This is a genomic window from Exiguobacterium sp. s181, assembly GCF_018617125.1.
Classification (GTDB): Bacteria; Bacillota; Bacilli; order Exiguobacteriales; family Exiguobacteriaceae; genus Exiguobacterium; species Exiguobacterium profundum.
In genome coordinates, this window is record NZ_JACSJM010000003.1 from 293,114 (window position 1) to 307,080 (window position 13,967).

Below are 13,967 nucleotides of genomic sequence, written 5' to 3' on the forward strand. Positions count from 1 at the left end.
ACCTACTATACACGATATTCGACTTGAACGAAAGAGTTGGCCCATCGATCAAGTCATTGCCATTCGACTCATCGTTTTCGTACAATAAAGGAATATATTTACATAGGAAAGAGGGCATCTATTATGAACCAACAAAACGCAATCCGAATCATTACCGAGCGATTAAAGCACGATGAAGCGGTTCAAGCGATTTTTATGAAGGGCTCATTCGGTCGGGGAGAAGCCGATGAACATTCCGATATCGACCTCTATGTCATGGTGCACCCTGATGAGGAGGCCTCCTTTCTATCCAGACGCCTCGAGCATTTAACCGCCTATCGTCCGATTCTGTTAAAAGACGAGATTCACATCGTTGCGCCACAACTCATCGCCGTCTTTGATGATTTTCTTCACCTCGACCTGTTCACGGTCACGCAAGAGACGTTGAATCATCAAGACTCGATTCATGTGATCTACGACCCACAACAGCGACTTGCTAGACACGTCACTTCCTTACAATTAGAGGAAGCGGCAATCAGTGATCATGCGTTCGATACCGTGTGGTTCTTTTTCCAATATACAAAATCACGCAATCGAGGCAACGCGATGTGGGCAACGGAAATGCTCCGGCAAGGAATGGTCCATTTCGCATATGTGTTAGCCGCTCACCACACACCGGACCGGGCTTCCCTCGGTTTAAAAGATGTGACACAACGGCAAGAAATCGACCTTCGCTCATTTTATGACCACTTGACCCCCGCCTCACACGAAAAAGCCGCCCACATCTATCTGGAGCGACTTCAGGCAGAGCAACCTTTTTTCACATCACTACCTGGCTACAACGTGTTCGGACCGTTCATGGAACAGTTGATTCAACGAGAAACAAGCCGTCCTGGCATATAGGGCGGCTTGTTTTTTAGTATCTTGCTTGGCTTTTCGTCGAACGAATCGTGAAATAGAGGAACAGTTCCAGTATCGCGATGGCGATGAGAATGCCGCCGAACAGTTGGAACAAGACAAGTAGGCTACTGAACGGATTCGTCAACATGAGAATCCCGACACCTATCCACAATAGACTTCCAATCAAAAACCAAAGCCATCGTCCCGACATCGATTGACGGTAACCGAGTGCCTGAATCAGGCGGATAATTCCACCGAATAAGAACAAGGCTCCGATCAAAATCGGGAGAAGACTAGCTAGCGTCTCTGCGAAGAAAAAGACGACCGCTGCCAAAATCAAATAGATGAGACCCATAAAGAAAGCGGGTGGCAACCCTCCCTGACGTCGACGCATCCCTTGAAAAATCATCCAAATCCCCATGATGGCTAAATAACCAGCAATGACATACACCATGACATCAAAGAAAAATCGAGGATATAGCAGAATGAGAACACCAAGTACAAAGTAAATGACCGCTTGCCATAACGTCGAACGTTCCAAACGATGAATGAATGCCTCCATTTCCCCACACCTCCGTTTACTCGTTTCTCTTTCTATTCCCCTCAGAACGCCTTGCAATCCCACAAAAAAAGCTGAGTGTCAGGAGACACCCAGCTTCATGATTATTTACGTTTTTTCTTTTTGTTTTTCTTCTCTTCTTCGGCAAGCGCTGCACGCTCTGCTTCTTTCGCAGCGATTTTCGCTTCAGCCGCAACCTTCATCTTCTCACGCATCGGGAGCATGATGGCCATCGTGACGATGATCGAGATGATATAACCGACTACCCAGTATAACGAAAGGGCAGCTGGGAGGTTGATCGACATGACGAAGATCATAACCGGGAAGATATAAAGCATCATCTTCAATTGTGGGTTCTGTTCTTGACCCGCCATTGAGATTTTTTGCTGTGCGAACGTCAAGATTGCCGCTAAGATCGGCAAGACGAACGTTGGATCCGGAGCACCGAGGTCGAACCATAAGAAGTTCGCTTCGAAAATCTCAGGTGTACGGCGAATCGCATCGTAGAATGCGAAGAGAATCGGCATTTGAATCAAGATCGGCAAACATCCTGCGAGCGGGTTGATTTGGTATTCCTGATAAAGCTTCATCATCTCTTCTTGGAGTTTACGTTGTGTTTCCTGGTCTTTTGAGCTGTACTTTTCACGAAGCTTCAGCATCTCTGGTTGCAAGACCTGCATCGCACCCATACTCTTCGTCTGCTTGATCATGAGTGGGAGAATCAACAACCGGACGATAATCGTCGCGATGATGATTGAAATCCCGTATTGCCACGGGCCACCGACCAAGTAAGCAACTTCCTTCAAAAGCCATGCGAGCGGCCATACAAAGTACTTCGCCCAGAAACCTTCTGTGTCAGCCGTAACTGGTTCGGCCTGGATGGTAGACGGATCCACACAGCCTGCCATCAGCATGATGACCGCGGTCATGGCAGCGAGTAATCCTAATTTTAGCTTTTTGCTCATAGTTCCTCCTACGCTTTCTTTATCAATTCTTTTTAACGCACACGTCGATCGGGCAATCTTATCAGACTCTAATTATATGAGAGAACAAATTCAGATTGTCATGGTCACCGGCCTTGCTTTTGCCAAACCTTAGCCCGTTTGAATACGTGTTTCAAACTCTCGGTCACTTCCGACTGCGTCAATGCGGTCGCAGGCTTCCGAGCGATGATGACGTAATCATTCGGTGCAACGTTTGGTTCGAGCAAGCGAAGCGACTCACGCATCAATCGTTTCATCCGGTTCCGTTCCACAGCATTTCCAAGCTTCTTGCTGACGGAAAGACCCACTCTGAAATGCGTTTGATCCGCTTTGAGCGTGTAGACGACAAACTGACGATTGGCCACGGAGCGTCCTTCGCGAAACACCGCTTGGAACTCTTCATTCTTTTGCAGGCGGTATTCTTTTTTCAAAATTCTCACTCCATCCTTCGCTTCAAAAATCGTCAACTAACATCATATCATATCCACATCATTTGAACGAGGGAGAATCCATGAAATACTACGTTTCTGTGACAAACTAAAAAATTGCCCGAGGAAAGGATCCCCGGGCAATCTTCATTCGAAATTATACAGTCAAGGCTTTACGGCCTTTACGACGACGAGCAGCAAGAATGTTGCGACCGTTTTTAGTCGCCATGCGTGCACGGAATCCGTGAACTTTCTTACGCTTACGGTTGTTAGGGTTGAAAGTTGGTTTCATGGTTACAGCACCTCCTCAAGATTAACGCTCTATTAGCAAGTTATAGTTTCATTTAAGGCAGTCTTTAAGATTATATAAATCGATTCAACAATTGTCAATGTATTTTCGGATGGTTTTCGAATTCGTAGAATGAGGCACTCAGAAAGCATTCATCCACATGGATTCGATCCTTATCCGAAGGACGAGTAGGGGATGAATGTATACACAACCTTTACGTATTTTATAAACGGTCTTTATAAATAGCCACGTTGAGCCATTTTATCCACAAAATCTCGAAGTTATCCACATTTATATGTGAATAACTCCTCTTTTTTCATATTCTCATTCTTTATTTTTTCATTTTCTTCTTTTACAAAAACAATCTTTCATTTCACTTCTTCCTCTTTTGTGTATAACTTTTTCATCTCATATTCCATCATTAGTGCTTTATCCACAATATATCCACAGGTTATCCACAAAACACACAGCATGTGGATAAGTGGGTGTGGATACTTTTCTTTATCTGTGGATAAATACCAAAAAGCATTGCCACGTCTATTTTATTTTGCTAAACTGAATGTGCACAAACTTGTGGATGAACAATTCGTGATTCCAAGATATACACAGGCTGTGGATAAGTGTTATCCCCATAATGAACACCATGTGGATAACTTTATCCACAGTTTTTGTTCTCTGGGGATAACCCTAGTTTCTACTATAGAATAGTGTATGTGTATATCGTGTGAATAAGTTTTACCCAACATGTGAGTAAAGGAGGTCTTTCATTGAAGAATGCTCGCGAGATTTGGAGAAATGTCTTATCGGTAATCGAGGAAGAAGAACGAACTCCAAAAGCCAGTTTTGACATGTGGTTGAAATCAACCGAGGGGATATCGTTGATGGGAACGACGCTCGTTGTGTCGGCACCCGCCAGTTTTATCGTCACGTGGTTAGAGCGACAGTATCTATCGCTGTTACAAGATACGGTTGAAGAGATCACAAACAACAAGCTTGAAATTCATTTTATCGAAGAATCTCAAGCACACAAGTATGCTCCAGCGGATGGATCGTCACATGAGTCCATCGCCGTGACCGAAACAAAAGAACAGCCCGTACTATTACCTCCAAAAGAGGAAGGGGATCTTGGTCAACTGAATGACAAATACATTTTCGAGACGTTTGTCATCGGATCGGGGAACCGTTTTGCCCACGCCGCATCACTTGCTGTCGCTGAAGCACCTGCACGCGCCTATAACCCGCTCTTCATTTACGGAGGCGTTGGACTTGGTAAAACACATTTGATGCATGCGATTGGTCATTATGTAAAAGGTCAAAAACCGGGGGCTCGCATTGCCTATGTCTCTTCTGAGAAGTTCACGAATGAATTCATCAATTCGATTCGAGATAATAAGACCGGTGAGTTCCGGAACCGTTATCGAAACATCGATGTGCTATTGATTGATGATATTCAGTTTTTAGCAGGGAAAGAACAAACCCAGGAAGAGTTTTTCCACACGTTCAATGCGTTGCACAACGATCAGAAACAAATCGTGATTTCAAGTGATCGACCACCAAAAGAAATCCCGACGCTAGAAGATCGACTTCGTTCACGCTTCGAGTGGGGCTTAATCACAGACATCACGCCACCGGACCTCGAGACGCGAATTGCGATTCTCCGCAAAAAAGCGACGGCGGAAGGGCTTGATATCTCGAATGAAGTCATGCTGTATATCGCGAATCAAATCGATACGAACATTCGGGAACTAGAAGGGGCGCTGACACGAGTCGTCGCTTATGCAAAACTTGTCGGGCGACCAATCGACCCGGACGTGGCAGCCGAAGCGCTTCATAATATCATGCCCGTCCAGGAAGCGAAGAAAATTGTCATTCGCGACATTCAAGAAGTTGTCGGTCAACACTTCAACATTCAAGTAGAAGAATTGAACTCGAAAAAGCGAACGAAGACGTTGGCATTCCCACGTCAAATCGCAATGTATCTCTCGCGGGAGATGACGGAGAGTTCCTTGCCAAAAATCGGGGAAGAGTTCGGAGGGCGTGATCATACGACCGTGATTCACGCGCATGAGAAAATTAGCACGCTTCTAAAGAACGATGTGGAAATGCAAGAGACGATTCAAACGTTGAAGAAGGCACTTTCTAACTAATGAAGGATTCTCTGTGGATATCCTGTGGATAAACCACCCTAGTTATCCACAAGTTATTCACAAGCGAAATGGCTTAATACGTATGTCTTAGGGGACTTATCCCCAGTATCCACAGCCCTTATTACTATTATGACTTAATTAATACTATTATTATTATTAAGAAATGGACTCATTTCACCTTAGGAGGAATTATCCACATGCATTTAACGATTCAACGAGATGTATTCATGCAAGCCGTACAAGACGTATCAAAAGCTGTGGCTTCACGAACGACCATTCCAATTTTGACAGGCTTGAAACTTGAGGCACATGCGGATGGTTTAACACTGACAGGAAGTGATACCGAGATTTCGATTGAACGCTTGATTCCAATCGAAGAGGGTGGAATGGAACTCATTCAAATTCAACGTGCCGGAAGCGTCGTTTTGAATGCCCGCTTCTTAGGAGAAATCGTGAAGAAGTTACCGACGAACGAGGTCACACTCGAAGTCTCACCGAACTTCATGACGCGCATTGAGTCTGGTCAGGCAGAGTTCCACTTGAACGGCCTCGACCCGGATGAATATCCGCGCTTACCTGAACTTGCGAGTGATCGTCGCTTCTATTTGCCGGCTGATCTATTGAAGACGATCATCCGTCAGACAAGCTTCGCTGTTTCTTCACAAGAGACACGCCCCGTATTGACAGGGGTCAACTTCTCAGCAGAGAAGGGCTTCCTTACATGTGTCGCAACCGATAGCCACCGTCTGGCGCTTCGTCGGGCGCGTTTTGAGACAGATAACGATTTGACGTTCCAAAATGTCGTCGTTCCTGGTCGCTCACTCAACGAACTCGCTAAATTACTCGACCGCGAAGAGTTGCCGATCGAAATCGTCTTAACAGACCAACAAATTTTATTCCGCATGAAGAACATCTCATTCTTCTCTCGTTTGTTAGACGGTGCCTACCCAGACACGTCACGTCTCATTCCGGAAGAATATCGCACAGCGGTTCGAATGAATGCGAAAGAATTCTTGCAGGCCATTGATCGTGCCTCGCTCCTTGCACGTGCCGATCGCAACAACGTCATTAAATTCGTGGCGGAAGATAAAACAGCAGTTGAAGTCTCTTCTCACTCTCCTGAAGTCGGAAAAGTATCAGAACGTGTCAGCATCCTGTCGCTTGAAGGAGAAGAACTAAAAATTTCCTTCAACTCAAAATTCGTGATGGACGCGCTCCGCGCACTCGATGCATCTGAAATCGAGATCCAGTTCACGGGTTCGATGCGACCGTTCATTTTACGACCGGTTGAACAAGATAGTGTTCTTCAACTGATTTTGCCAGTCCGCACATCGTAAGCTGCGGATAGGGATGATGAGGTGTCTTGCCTTGTCATCCCTCTTTTTGCCTTATTCGACGATTTTCGATAAACTAATATGTATGGCGATTTTTTCAGATCAGCATGTGAGAAAGGAAGTGACGACATGGAAAAAGTGTCGATTACAACCGAGTATGTAACACTCGGACAATTTTTAAAATTAGCAGATATCATCTCGAGTGGGGGACAGGCAAAATTCTTTTTAGAGGATGTCATGATTAAAGTGAACGGTGAGCAGGACCAACGCCGTGGTCGTAAATTAAGAGATGGAGATACAATCGAAGTCGAAGGCTTCGGGGAATATCAAATCGAGGGAAACTGACGTGCATTTAAAGTCGATCCGATTGCAAAACTATCGCAACTACGAAACCCTCGAGCTAGATTTTTCAGAACAGACGAATGTTCTGATTGGTGAGAACGCCCAAGGAAAAACGAATCTTCTCGAATCGATTTACGTACTTGCGCTCGCAAAATCGCATCGGACGACACAAGACCGTGAGTTAATCGGTTGGGAAGCTGATGCTGCGAGTATCGAAGGCCGGATTCATAAACGAACGGGTGAATCGGTGCAGAGTCTCTCTTTTTCTCCTAAAGGCAAGAAAGCAAAGCTCAATCATTTGGAACAACGTCGTCTCAGTGACTATGTCGGCGCATTTAACGTCGTCTTGTTCGCCCCTGAAGACTTAGCCATCGTCAAAGGCAGTCCGCAAGGGAGACGGCGATTTTTAGATATGGAAATCGGTCAGGTCAGTCCCGTGTACTTACACGAGCTCAATCAATACTTGAAGACGTTGAAACAACGGAATGCCTTGTTGAAGCAGTTATCCACAAAAGGTGGCGACGAGACGTTACTCGAAGTATTGACGGACCAATTGATTGAACTTGCCGTAAAAATCGTGATGCGACGCTATCACTTCATCGACCAGCTCGAAAAATGGGCCAATCCCATCCATTCCGGAATCACGAGAGATCTCGAAACACTGACGATTCAATACGTTTCTGACACGTTCCAAAAAGAACGCTTCTCAAAAGAACAGATGTTTGAAACGTATCGTCAAAAGTTTGATAAAATAAGAGAGAACGAACGACGAAGAGGTGTGACCTTGTTCGGTCCGCATCGTGACGATTTTGAATTGTATGTCAACAATCGAAACGTTCAAACGTTCGGTTCACAAGGTCAGCAACGAACGGCGGCCTTGTCATTGAAGCTAGCTGAGATTGAATTGATTCATGAAGAAGTAGGCGAATATCCTCTGTTGTTATTAGACGATGTGTTATCTGAGCTTGACGATCATCGCCAAACCCATCTCCTCGATACGATGGGACGGAAAGTACAAACGATTTTGACTACAACAAATATTGACGGGATTGCACATGAGACCATTCAACAAGCTAAAGTGTTTCACGTGAAACAAGGTGAGGTTGAAACGGAGTCTGTGTAATCGTGGCAAGAGGGAACACCAAATCATGTATAGTAGGTGAAAATAACCGATGAGTAATGAAAATGAAAAAGAATTGCAAGCGTACGGCGCCGACCAGATTCAAGTCCTTGAGGGCCTAGAGGCTGTCCGTAAACGTCCAGGGATGTATATCGGTTCCACAAGCTCTCGCGGTCTCCACCATTTAGTATGGGAGATTGTCGATAACTCAATCGATGAGGCGCTCGCTGGTTATTGTGACACGATCACAGTGACGGTCGAGCCAGGGAACTCGATCGTTGTTGAAGACAACGGACGTGGGATTCCGGTCGACGTTCAAAAGAAAACAGGTCGACCTGCCGTTGAAGTTATTTTCACGGTGTTGCACGCAGGTGGTAAGTTCGGCGGTGGCGGATACAAAGTATCAGGTGGTCTTCACGGTGTCGGGGCGTCGGTTGTTAACGCCTTATCGACGAAACTTGAAGTGTTCGTTCGTCGCGATGGAAACGTATATTACCAATCGTTCAAACGTGGTGTTCCACAAGGTGAACTCGAAATCGTCGGGACGACCGACACGACAGGGACGACGGTCCGCTTTTTCCCAGACGGGGACATCTTCCAAGAGACACTCGAATATGACTTTGATCTGTTAGCGACACGCTTACGTGAACTCGCCTTCTTGAACAAAGGGTTACGAATCGTGGCTAAAGATGATCGTAATGACGAGACGATTGAACGGAACTATCACTATGAGGGCGGAATCAAGTCTTATGTCGAGCATTTGAACCGGTCAAAAGCGTCGATTCATGAAGAGCCTGTGTACGTACACGGGACGAAAGACGGAATCGAAGTCGAGATTGCGCTTCAATACAACGAAGGTTTCGCAAGTAACATTTACTCATTTACGAACAACATTCCGACGCATGAAGGTGGGACGCACGAGACAGGATTTAAGACGGCACTCACTCGTTCAATCAACGACTATGCAAAACGGTTTGGTTTGATGAAAGAAGCCGACGGCAGCCTGTCTGGTGATGATGTCCGTGAAGGGTTGACGGCGATTGTTTCCGTCAAGCACCCGGCTCCCCAGTTTGAAGGACAGACGAAGACGAAACTCGGGAATGCCGATGCGCGTACGGCAACCGATACGTTGTTCAGCGACACGTTCGAACAGTTCCTGCTCGAGAACCCATCGGTCGGTCGCCTCATCGTCGACAAAGGCTTGATGGCGGCACGTGCGCGCCTTGCTGCGAAACGTGCACGCGAGATGACACGTCGTAAAGGGATTCTCGAAGTCAGTTCATTGCCAGGGAAATTGGCAGACTGTTCGTCAAAAGATGCATCGAAATCTGAACTATACATCGTTGAGGGTGACTCGGCGGGAGGTTCTGCGAAATCTGGACGTGACCGTCACTTCCAAGCCATCCTTCCGATTCGAGGGAAAATCATCAACGTTGAGAAAGCACGTCTTGATAAGATTTTGGCCAACCAAGAAGTCCGGACCATTATCACGGCTCTCGGAACAGGGATTGCCGATGAGTTTGACTTATCGAAAGCACGCTATCACAAACTCATCATCATGACCGATGCCGATGTCGATGGTGCGCACATTCGGACGTTGTTGTTGACGTTCTTCTATCGTTACATGCGCCCACTCGTTGAAAGTGGATATGTCTATATCGCGCAACCACCACTCTATGGTGTGAAGCACGGGAAAGAAACCATCTACGTTCAAAACGACCGGGAGTTGCAGACGGCGATTGCACAACTTCCTGAAAATGCACGTTATAGCGTTCAACGTTACAAGGGTCTCGGAGAGATGGATCCTGAACAGTTATGGAATACGACGATGAACCCGGAAACGCGTTCGATGCTTCGTGTCGATCTTCAAGATGCGATCGAAGCGGATGAAATCTTCGAAACGCTCATGGGTGACAACGTCGAACCACGCCGTGACTTTATTCAATCTCACGCCCATTACGTGAAGAACCTCGATATTTAATAAGAAGGGTAGGCAATAACGAATGGCAGAACAAGAAAATATCAAGGATATAAATATTAGCCAGGAGATGCGAACGTCGTTCATGGACTACGCGATGAGCGTCATCGTATCACGTGCCCTTCCGGACGTGCGAGATGGATTGAAGCCGGTTCACCGTCGTATTTTATATGCGATGAACGAACTTGGTATTCGCGCGGACAAGCCACATAAGAAGTCGGCGCGTGTCGTCGGGGACGTCATCGGTAAGTACCACCCACACGGTGACTCAGCTGTTTATGAGACGATGGTCCGCATGGCTCAGGACTTCAGCTATCGCTACGAATTAGTCGACGGTCACGGGAACTTCGGTTCAGTCGATGGCGACTCGGCCGCTGCGATGCGTTATACCGAGGCACGTATGTCTAAAATTGCGATGGAACTCGTACGAGACATCGGTAAAAATACGATTGACTATCAACCGAACTTCGACGGTGAAGAAAAAGAACCGGTCGTACTCCCGGCCCGTTTCCCGAACTTCCTTGTGAACGGAACGAGCGGGATTGCCGTTGGGATGGCGACGAACGTTCCGCCTCATAACTTGAACGAGGTCATCGACGGTGTACTGGCGCTTTCTCACAACCCGGACATCACGATTGCGGAATTGATGCAACATATCCCAGGTCCTGACTTCCCGACTGCGGGAGAGATTTTGGGACGTAGCGGGATTCGTCGTGCATACGAAACTGGACGCGGATCGATTACGATGCGTGCGAAAGCTGAAATCGAAGTCTTGAAAAATGGTCGTGAACGAATCCTCGTGCACGAGATTCCTTACCAGGTCAACAAAGCGCGTCTCGTTGAGAAGATTGCCGACTTGGTTCGCGACAAGAAAATCGAGGGAATCACAGACTTACGCGATGAATCAGACCGTAACGGGATGCGCATCGTGATTGAAGTTCGCCGCGACGCGAATGCGAGTGTCATCTTGAACAACTTGTATAAGCAAACACCGATGCAAACGACGTTCGGCGTCAACATGCTCGCGCTTGTAGGCGGTCGTCCAAAAACGTTGAACATCAAACAAGCGATCTATTACTACATCGAACACCAAAAAGAGGTCGTGCGTCGTCGGACGCAATTCGATTTAGACAAAGCGGAAGCACGTGCCCACATTTTAGAAGGTCTTCGTGTTGCCTTGGATCACTTGGATGAAGTCATCGCCATCATCCGTAGCACACGCACAGGTGACGAGGCTCGTGAAAAGTTGATTGCCCGCTTTGGACTTTCGACTGAACAGACGCAAGCCATCTTAGATATGCGTCTCCAACGCTTGACTGGTTTGGAACGTGAGAAGATTGAAGGCGAATATCGTGAAGTGAAAGCGTTAATCGAAGAACTTCGTGCGATTCTCGGAGACGAAGAATTGCTACTCGATATCATTCGTAACGAGTTAATCGAAATCAAAGAGCGATATGGTGATGCTCGTCGTACGGTGATTCGTACGGATATCGTTGAACTCGAGGACGAAGATTTGATCCCAGTTCGCGACATGATGATTACGCTCACGAGCGAAGGATATATCAAGTCGATCCCATCGGATTCATATCGGACACAGCGCCGTGGTGGACGTGGGAAACAAGGTATGGGAACGAATGATGAAGACTTTGTGCTTCGTCTGCTCTCCGCGTCGACACACGATACCATCTTGTTCTTCACCAACTTCGGACGCGTCTTCCGTCTCAAAGGATACGAGATTCCTGAGATGAGCCGTACCGCGAAAGGGATGCCGATCATCAACTTGCTGCAAATCGACAAAGGTGAAAAAGTCGAAACGATGATTCCTGTCGATTTCAATAGTTACTTGGCTAACCAAACGGTAGCGGAAGAGACACAGGATGAATCGGAAGAAGTGGCAGACGAGCAGTTGTCTCTCGTCTTCATCACGAAAGAAGGATTGATTAAGCGTTCGCCACTTTCGGCATACGCCCGAATCAACAAAAACGGTCTACGTGCCATCAGTTTGAATGAGACAGATGAACTCGTCACGGTCCGTTTAGCGAAGAGCGACGATGAAATGTTAATCGTTACACGCCAAGGGATGTCGATTCGCTTCCCACTCGAAGGAGAAGTTCGCTCGATGGGACGTACGGCACGAGGCGTTCGCGCGATTCGATTGAAGAAGGAAGACGATTTGGTCGTCTCGATGGAAATCGTTCGCACCACGCAAGACGTCTTGATTATCACTGAAAAAGGATACGGAAAACGTACGGCCATGGAACAGTTCCGCACACAAGGTCGTGGTGGATCCGGTATCATCGGAATTAAGACAGATCGTGGAACAGTCGTCGGGATGCGTGTCGTTGATGAAGACGATGACATCATGCTGATGACCGAACTCGGTGTTGCGATTCGGATTGATTCACAAACGATCTCTCAAATGGGTCGAAGTACTCGCGGTGTGAAAGTAATGAACATCGAAGAGGGCGATCGTTTGGCGACCATTGCAAAGTTGAAAAAAGATGAGTTAGAAGAGGAATCAGCAGTCGATTTGGAGAATGGGTTTGAGGATGAAGCACCTGAAACCGACGAATCGTCTGATGTGAATGAGTAAGACGAGAGGTCGAACGGTGTTTCCGTTCGACCTTTTCATATATTAGGAGGGATTCGCGTGCGTTTGAACTTATCTACTGTACATGTTGGGATGACGCTATTGTCACCCGTTTCTTCTTTAGAAGCCGGAATCCACTTAACCAATGAACATTTACGTTTGCTCCGTTTCTTAAAAATCGAAGACATCGATGTCGCGCCTGTTGAACAGACAATCTTCACGTCTAAAGAAGAACAGCGCCTCTGTGATCAGGTCCTTCAATATGAGAAACATTATAATCAGTGGGAAGAACGAATCGCACCTAACCCATATGAAGGTCTTGAATTCATTCACCAGTTATTTCGTCAAGAAGTTCCTCTTACAGCGGTCGTCCATTTCTTTACACATCAACCGTTGCGAAAAAATCACGTCATTTATCATTCCGTTTATCGGGCGCTCGTCGCCCGTGCCTTATCGAAATATCGAGGGGATGAACATCAACTCCAATTTGATTACGGGATTGCTTCTTATTTTGCAGATGCGAGCTACGCTAAAATTCGGAAATGGTCTCATATGCGTTATTTCACAAAAATGGAACGGGAACTATTGTATCAACACCCACTCGTTTCAGCATCGATGCTCCCGAGTACGCAAACGTTACGAGGAAGAGTGTATCAGTTGATCACCGAGCACCATGAGCGATTAGATGGATCCGGGTTTCCAAAACGTCTGACGGAACGCGAGTTGAATCCAGCCTCTCCTCTATTTATTGTCGCCGATCGCTTCTGTCAGTTAACAGCACCCCGAACGTTTCGAAAGCCGCTCTCCCCAGAAGAAGCATATTTCTACATGTGGCAGAACAAGGCCTATGATGGAGAGGCATTATCGCTACTCGCAACCTTGCTTGGATTTTATGAAGTCGGTCGCCCCGTTTTATTGAGTAGTGGAGTACGTGGAACGATTCATGCCTATACGAATCGTGTCGAACAACCGATCGTGCTTGATGACATAGGCGAGAAAGAATATGATTTATCGCGATTAACTGAAATGAGCATTGTTGAATTTCAATAAGAAGAAACTAGCGATTCCTTTCATCAAAATGAAGTGGAATCGTCTTTATTTATTCTTTTTTTTAAAAACTTTCTTTTTATAGTTGACGGATATAATTACAGGTGCTATTATAAATGAGTCGCTAAGAGCGGCAGACGAACTTTGAAAACTGAACGATGAGGCAAAAATAAGTTTTACATTTTTTGAATGAAGCGCAAGCTTCGTCAATTTAAGAGCTATATCAAATTCTTTGGAGAGTTTGATCCTGGCTCAGGACGAACGCTGGCGG

12 protein-coding genes are annotated in these 13,967 nt (G+C 46.4%); 8 read left to right on the forward strand and 4 right to left on the reverse strand.

Annotated elements, in window-relative coordinates; all coding sequences use genetic code 11:
• Window positions 1-123: 123 nt before the first annotated feature.
• Window positions 124-882: a nucleotidyltransferase domain-containing protein gene (locus KNO70_RS12885; protein WP_214812693.1), complete on the forward strand. Its 759-nt coding sequence runs from the start codon at window positions 124-126 to the stop codon at window positions 880-882.
• A gap of 13 nt (window positions 883-895) precedes the next feature.
• On the opposite strand, the gene KNO70_RS12890 is transcribed toward KNO70_RS12885, so the two are convergent.
• The 4 genes from KNO70_RS12890 to rpmH form a co-directional block, all read right to left on the reverse strand.
• Window positions 896-1,441, reverse strand: coding sequence for an HdeD family acid-resistance protein (locus KNO70_RS12890; RefSeq protein ID WP_214812694.1), 546 nt, complete (start codon window positions 1,439-1,441; stop codon window positions 896-898).
• Between the two features lie 101 nt (window positions 1,442-1,542).
• Window positions 1,543-2,403: a membrane protein insertase YidC gene (yidC, locus tag KNO70_RS12895; protein ID WP_015880218.1), complete on the reverse strand. Its 861-nt coding sequence runs from the start codon at window positions 2,401-2,403 to the stop codon at window positions 1,543-1,545.
• 104 nt (window positions 2,404-2,507) lie between these two features.
• Window positions 2,508-2,852 carry a ribonuclease P protein component gene (gene rnpA / locus KNO70_RS12900; protein WP_015880217.1) on the reverse strand — a complete coding sequence of 115 codons (345 nt, stop codon included), beginning with the start codon at window positions 2,850-2,852 and terminating at the stop codon, window positions 2,508-2,510.
• Window positions 2,853-3,006: 154 nt separating this feature from the next.
• Window positions 3,007-3,141, reverse strand: coding sequence for a 50S ribosomal protein L34 (gene rpmH / locus KNO70_RS12905; protein WP_015880216.1), 135 nt, complete (start codon window positions 3,139-3,141; stop codon window positions 3,007-3,009).
• Between the two features lie 764 nt (window positions 3,142-3,905).
• Between rpmH and dnaA the strand changes: the two genes are divergently transcribed.
• From dnaA to KNO70_RS12940, 7 genes are all read left to right on the forward strand, one after another.
• Entirely contained in the window at window positions 3,906-5,285 is a 1,380-nt protein-coding gene (gene dnaA, locus KNO70_RS12910; RefSeq protein ID WP_214812695.1) for a chromosomal replication initiator protein DnaA, read from the forward strand.
• Window positions 5,286-5,482: 197 nt separating this feature from the next.
• The gene (dnaN, locus tag KNO70_RS12915) at window positions 5,483-6,622 is read left to right on the forward strand and encodes a DNA polymerase III subunit beta (protein ID WP_015880214.1); all 1,140 of its coding nucleotides are present in this window, start codon (window positions 5,483-5,485) and stop codon (window positions 6,620-6,622) included.
• 126 nt (window positions 6,623-6,748) lie between these two features.
• The gene (yaaA, locus tag KNO70_RS12920) at window positions 6,749-6,964 is read left to right on the forward strand and encodes a S4 domain-containing protein YaaA (RefSeq protein WP_015880213.1); all 216 of its coding nucleotides are present in this window, start codon (window positions 6,749-6,751) and stop codon (window positions 6,962-6,964) included.
• Between the two features lies 1 nt (window position 6,965).
• Complete coding sequence (gene recF, locus KNO70_RS12925; RefSeq protein WP_015880212.1) at window positions 6,966-8,084, forward strand: DNA replication/repair protein RecF; 1,119 nt, start codon at window positions 6,966-6,968, stop codon at window positions 8,082-8,084.
• A gap of 49 nt (window positions 8,085-8,133) precedes the next feature.
• Entirely contained in the window at window positions 8,134-10,062 is a 1,929-nt protein-coding gene (gene gyrB, locus KNO70_RS12930) for a DNA topoisomerase (ATP-hydrolyzing) subunit B (RefSeq protein WP_214812696.1), read from the forward strand.
• A gap of 22 nt (window positions 10,063-10,084) precedes the next feature.
• Window positions 10,085-12,652, forward strand: a complete 2,568-nt coding sequence (gene gyrA, locus KNO70_RS12935) for a DNA gyrase subunit A (RefSeq protein ID WP_015880210.1) — start codon at window positions 10,085-10,087, stop codon at window positions 12,650-12,652.
• A gap of 57 nt (window positions 12,653-12,709) precedes the next feature.
• Window positions 12,710-13,699: an HD-GYP domain-containing protein gene (locus KNO70_RS12940; RefSeq protein ID WP_214812697.1), complete on the forward strand. Its 990-nt coding sequence runs from the start codon at window positions 12,710-12,712 to the stop codon at window positions 13,697-13,699.
• Window positions 13,700-13,967 lie beyond the last annotated feature (268 nt).

Excerpts from the sequence above, each read along its gene's own strand:
- KNO70_RS12885 (WP_214812693.1), top strand. The coding sequence starts at position 124 with ATGAACCAACAAAACGCAATCCGAATCATTACCGAGCGATTAAAGCAC.
- KNO70_RS12890 (WP_214812694.1), bottom strand. The coding sequence starts at position 1,441 with ATGGAGGCATTCATTCATCGTTTGGAACGTTCGACGTTATGGCAAGCG.
- yidC (WP_015880218.1), bottom strand. The coding sequence starts at position 2,403 with ATGAGCAAAAAGCTAAAATTAGGATTACTCGCTGCCATGACCGCGGTC.
- rpmH (WP_015880216.1), bottom strand. The coding sequence starts at position 3,141 with ATGAAACCAACTTTCAACCCTAACAACCGTAAGCGTAAGAAAGTTCAC.
- dnaN (WP_015880214.1), top strand. The coding sequence starts at position 5,483 with ATGCATTTAACGATTCAACGAGATGTATTCATGCAAGCCGTACAAGAC.
- yaaA (WP_015880213.1), top strand. The coding sequence starts at position 6,749 with ATGGAAAAAGTGTCGATTACAACCGAGTATGTAACACTCGGACAATTT.
- gyrB (WP_214812696.1), top strand. The coding sequence starts at position 8,134 with ATGAGTAATGAAAATGAAAAAGAATTGCAAGCGTACGGCGCCGACCAG.
- gyrA (WP_015880210.1), top strand. The coding sequence starts at position 10,085 with ATGGCAGAACAAGAAAATATCAAGGATATAAATATTAGCCAGGAGATG.